This window comes from Trebonia sp. (assembly GCF_049794275.1).
Taxonomy (GTDB): domain Bacteria; phylum Actinomycetota; class Actinomycetes; order Streptosporangiales; family Streptosporangiaceae; genus Trebonia.
In genome coordinates this window covers 1-4,620 of sequence record NZ_JBARCR010001135.1, presented here as the reverse complement: position 1 = coordinate 4,620, position 4,620 = coordinate 1, and the positions used below count along the sequence as shown (strand labels likewise).

Below are 4,620 nucleotides of genomic sequence, written 5' to 3'. Positions count from 1 at the left end.
CGATAGGGGGCGGCACGCACCGCCAGGGACTCGTTGTAGCCCGCGTCGTCACTGCCGTCGGCGCTGGCCAAGTAGAGTACTGCGGTCCGCGCGCAGGTGACAGCCGCATTGGCCGTCCAGGTCTTCGACTGGGGACTTGTCATCGAAATGACGACCGAGCCGGGCGCCGGAGTGGCCGCCGCGCCCGAGTTCGCCGCGGCGCTTGCGGGCGCGGCCGTGGACGCCGGGGAAGCCACAGTGCCGCTTGCCGCGAGCGCGGTAGCCGTGCCCCCGGTGCCGGGCGAGGCCGCGACGACGACGCCCCGGCAGGCCGTAAGCGAGATCAGAGACGCGAGCGGGACCGCGACCGTGGCGACCTTGGTTATCGAACAGCGCATGGGAGGTTCTCCTTCGCGGGAAGCTCTCTGACGAAGTGACGAATGTAAGCATTAACTAAGTGACGAATTTTGTCAAAGACTAAGTAGGTAAACTTCTCGCATGCGGTCCGACGCCACTTCACCCCCGTTCGCCAAGGGCACGGCGACCAGGCAGCGCATCCTGGACGCCGCCGTCGCCAGGTTCGCCAGCCAGGGCTTCCGTGACACGACGGTCGCCGCCGTGGCCAGGGACGCCGGAGTCACCGCCCCGGCGGTGCACGCGTACTTCGGCTCCAAACAGGAGCTGTTCCATGCGGCCTTTGAGTACGACGTCACCCCGGTCCTCGAGGCGCTCTACGGCGGCGGCGGTCCCGGCCGGACGCTGGCGCTGGACAGCACGGCCGCGCAGCACGGCCTCGTGCCACGGGTCGCGGCCCAGTTCGCCCTGCACCCGCTGGCGATGCGGGTCCTGGAGGGGAATGAGCCCGAGCACACCGCCGACCTGATGGCGCTGCCCGCCGTCATCGAGGCGCACGACCGGCTCACCGGCCGGGTCGCCGAAGACCAGCAAGCCGGCGCGCTGCGGGACGACCTGCCCGCCGGTGCGCTCGCCGACGCGCTGGAGACGCTGGTGTTCGCGCTGCTGCTGGGACCGGTACAGATGAGCGGGGAGAACAGCGACCCGGGACGGCGCTGGGCCATCGCGGCCGTGATCAGCCGCGGTATCCGTCCGCGCTGAGACCTGTGCGCGGGCACAACATCGCGCCCGCCGAATCCGCGTGCCCGCCCCTTTCTAACGCTGCCCGCCCGGAGTTACGCTCAGCGCGACCCGGGACCCGGCGAAGGGCGGTGCGAGATGTCAGTGCGGTTCCCCGACGAGCCGGGATTCCAGGGCCGGTTCGCCCCGGTGCGGCTCGAGGGCGATATCCGCGGGGTCGAGGTGACCCAAGGCGAGATACCCGCGTCGCTGCGCGGCACGTTCTACCGGGTCGGCGCCGACCCGGCCTGGCCGCCGTTCGTCGACCGCGACTTCTACTTCAACGCCGACGGCATGGTCGCGATGTTCCGGTTCGAGAACGGCTACTGCGACTTCCGGTCGCGGTACGTGCGCACACCCCGGTTCGAAGCCGAGCGGGCGGCGCGCCGGTCGCTGTTCGGCGTCTACCGGAACCCGTTCACCGACGACCCGTCGGTGGCCGGCCTCAGCCGCGGGCTCGCCAACACGAACGTGTACTGGCACGGCGGGCGGCTGCTGGCCTCCAAGGAGGACAGCGCGCCGGTCCAGATCGACCCGGACACCCTCGATACGGTCGGGGAGTTCAGCTGGGACGGCGATCTGTCGTCGCAGACGGCGACCGCGCACCCGAAGGTCGACCCGCGCACCGGCGAGCTGGTGTTCTTCGGGTACATGGCCAAGGGCGAGGCGACACGGGACATCGCCTACTACGAAGCGGACGCGTCCGGGCGGATCGTGCACGAGGCCTGGTTCGAGGCGCCGTACTCGTCGATGGTGCACGACTGGGCGGTGACGGAAAACTTCGTGGTGTTCCCGGTCATCCCGCTCACCGCCAGCCTGGAGCGGCTGAAGGCCGGCGGCCCGCTCTACGTGTGGGACGGGTCGGAAGACGTCTACCTCGGCGTCGTACCAAGAAAGGGAACCGCCGTCCGCTGGTACCGGGGCACCAACAGGTTCGCCTCGCACATCATGAACGCGTTCGACGACGGGCGGCACATCCACATCGACACGCCCGTCGGCGAGAAGTCCGCCTTTCCCTGGTTCCCCGACATCACGGGCGCCCCGTTCGACCCGGAGAAGGCGAGCGCCCAACTGTCCCGGTGGACGATTGACACCACCGCGCCGCCGGACCGGGGCGACGGGACGACCTCGTTCGCGCAGCGGCGGCTCACCGACTGCTCCGGCGAGTTCCCACGTACCGACGACCGCTGGGCGACCAGGGGCTACCGGTTCGGCGTCATCAACCTGACCGACGTGCCGGGCGAAAAGCCGGACGACGGGCTGCCAGGGTTCCGCTGGCTGGGCCAGATCGACCCCGATACGGGCACGATGAAGACCCGGTTCGCCGGGCGCGACAGCACGGTCCAGGAAGCGATCTTCGTGCCCCCGTCCAGCACCGGTACTGCCAACGGCGAGGGGTACGTGATGCAGCTCGTGGACCGGCACGCGACCGGAACCACGGACCTGCTGATCCTGGACGCCCAGCATGTCGACGCCCAGCCGGTCGCCACGCTGCGGATCCCGATCCGGATGCCGGGCGGCCTGCACGGCAACTGGGTTTCAGCGCAGCAGCTAGCCAACCGTGCCGGATGACGAGGAGGTCACCATGACGGCGGACGACAAGATCGCCGAGCTCGAGCACCGGCTCGGGATCGTCGAGGACGAGCTCGCCATCCGCAGGCTGCAGCACGCCTACGGCTACTACCTGGACAAGTGCTACTACGACGAGGTCGTCGACCTGTTCGATGAGGATTGCGAGGTCATCTTCATCGGCGGTGTCTACAAGGGCCGTGCCGGGGCCGCGCGGCTGTACACGGGGCGGTTCCGGTCCCGGTTCGCCGACGGGCACAACGGGCCGCAGTTCGGCCGTCTGCTCGAACACCCGATGCTGCAGGACCTCATCCACGTGGCGCCCGACCGGCGCACCGCCTACGCGCGCTACCGGACGCTGATGCAGGCCGGCACCCACGAGCTGGCCGCCGCGGCCGACACCCCGGTGCGGCAGTGGATGGAGGGCGGGGTCTACGAGAACGTCTACACCAGCACCGACGGCATCTGGAAGATCAAGAAGCTGTTCTACCGGGCGTTCTGGCACGGGACGATGGAGGAGGGCTGGGCGCACACGCCGCCGGACTACGTGCCGAACGCCTCCGTCACCTACCCCGAGGACCCTTACGGCCCCGATGAGCTGCTCGAAAACGCGCCGCGGCTGTGGCCGGAAACGACCACCCTGCCGTTCCACTACAAGCACCCGGTCACCGGCAAGGAATTCGTGCCCGACACGTGGGGCGTTTTCCCTGAAGGTTAAGGCGAAGCAACCGTACGTTCGGTAATTATTGAGGACGTGCCCTTTTACGCGGACCTGCACATTCACTCGCACTACTCGCGTGCCTGCAGCCGGGATTGTGACCTGGAACACCTCGCGTGGTGGGCGGGACGCAAGGGCATCACCGTGGTGGGTACCGGCGACTTCACCCATCCGGGGTGGCGCGAGGAGCTCGGCGCGAACCTCGTCCCCGCCGAACCGGGCATGTTCCGGCTGCGGCCTGACCTCGAGCGGGAGGTGCACAGCCGGCTGCCCGCCGCGTGCCGGACGCCGGTCCGGTTCGTGCTCTCGTCGGAGATCTCGACCATCTACAAGCGGGACGACCGGACCCGCAAGGTGCACCACCTGCTGTACGCGCCGTCGCTCGCGGCGGTCGACGAGATCACGCGCCGCCTGGCACGGGTGGGGAACCTCGCCGCTGACGGCAGGCCGATCCTCGGGCTGGACTCGCGCGACCTGCTCGAGATCACCCTGGCGGGTGGCGACGGCTGTTACCTGGTGCCCGCGCACGCGTGGACGCCGTGGTTCGCAGTGCTCGGCTCGCAGTCCGGCTTCGACCGGGTGTCCGACTGTTACGCGGACCTGGCGGACCATATTTTCGCGATTGAGACAGGCTTGTCGTCCGACCCGGAAATGAACTGGCGAGTCTCCAGCCTGGACAATTACCGGCTGGTGTCCAACTCCGACGCGCACTCCCCGCCGATGCTCGGCCGCGAGGCCACGGCCTTCGACGTGGACGTGGACTATTTCGCGATCGAGCGTTCGCTGCGCACCGGTGCGGGCTTCGGCGGGACGGTCGAGTTCTTTCCTGAAGAGGGCAAATACCACCTCGACGGGCACCGCGCCTGCGGCGTGCGGACGTCGCCTGAGGAGACCAGGGCGGCCGGCGGGAAGTGCCCGGCCTGCGGCAAGACACCGACCATCGGTGTGCAGCACCGGGTGGACGCGCTGGCCGACCGGCCCGCCGGCTACCGGGTGCCCGGCGCGGCGGGGTTCGCGTCGTTCGTGCCGCTGCCGGAGATACTCGGCGAGATCGCCGGCGTGGGGCCCAAGTCGAAGTCGGTGACCGCGCAAGTCAGCGCCATGGTTGAACGGTTCGGGCCGGAGCTGTCCATCCTGGGCGAGGTGCCGCTCGACGACCTCGCGGCGCGTGCCCCGTCCGTCGTTGCCGAGGCCATCGCCCGGCTGCGGCGCGGCGAGGT

Annotated in this window: 4 protein-coding genes and 1 pseudogene; 4 read left to right on the top strand and 1 reads right to left on the bottom strand. The window is 69.4% G+C overall.

Annotated features, from left to right (window positions below; translation table 11 throughout):
- Positions 1-377, bottom strand: a pseudogene (locus WA805_RS28200) (hypothetical protein); the annotation flags it as partial.
- 100 nt (positions 378-477) lie between these two features.
- Here WA805_RS28200 and WA805_RS28195 point away from each other — a divergent pair.
- From WA805_RS28195 to WA805_RS28180, 4 genes are all read left to right on the top strand, one after another.
- Positions 478-1,095 (top strand): TetR/AcrR family transcriptional regulator, encoded by a 618-nt coding sequence (locus WA805_RS28195; protein ID WP_422341094.1) that lies wholly within the window; start codon positions 478-480, stop codon positions 1,093-1,095.
- Between the two features lie 117 nt (positions 1,096-1,212).
- Positions 1,213-2,685, top strand: a complete 1,473-nt coding sequence (locus WA805_RS28190) for a carotenoid oxygenase family protein (protein ID WP_422285920.1) — start codon at positions 1,213-1,215, stop codon at positions 2,683-2,685.
- 13 nt (positions 2,686-2,698) lie between these two features.
- Complete coding sequence (locus WA805_RS28185) at positions 2,699-3,400, top strand: nuclear transport factor 2 family protein (RefSeq protein WP_422285919.1); 702 nt, start codon at positions 2,699-2,701, stop codon at positions 3,398-3,400.
- A gap of 36 nt (positions 3,401-3,436) precedes the next feature.
- The coding region (locus tag WA805_RS28180; RefSeq protein WP_425243839.1) for an endonuclease Q family protein at positions 3,437-4,620 on the top strand (1,184 nt) is incomplete at its 3' end.

What these genes read in the sequence shown, in the direction of transcription:
- WA805_RS28185 (WP_422285919.1), top strand. Translation starts at nt 2,699, where the DNA reads ATGACGGCGGACGACAAGATCGCCGAGCTCGAGCACCGGCTCGGGATC.
- WA805_RS28195 (WP_422341094.1), top strand. Translation starts at nt 478, where the DNA reads ATGCGGTCCGACGCCACTTCACCCCCGTTCGCCAAGGGCACGGCGACC.
- WA805_RS28190 (WP_422285920.1), top strand. Translation starts at nt 1,213, where the DNA reads ATGTCAGTGCGGTTCCCCGACGAGCCGGGATTCCAGGGCCGGTTCGCC.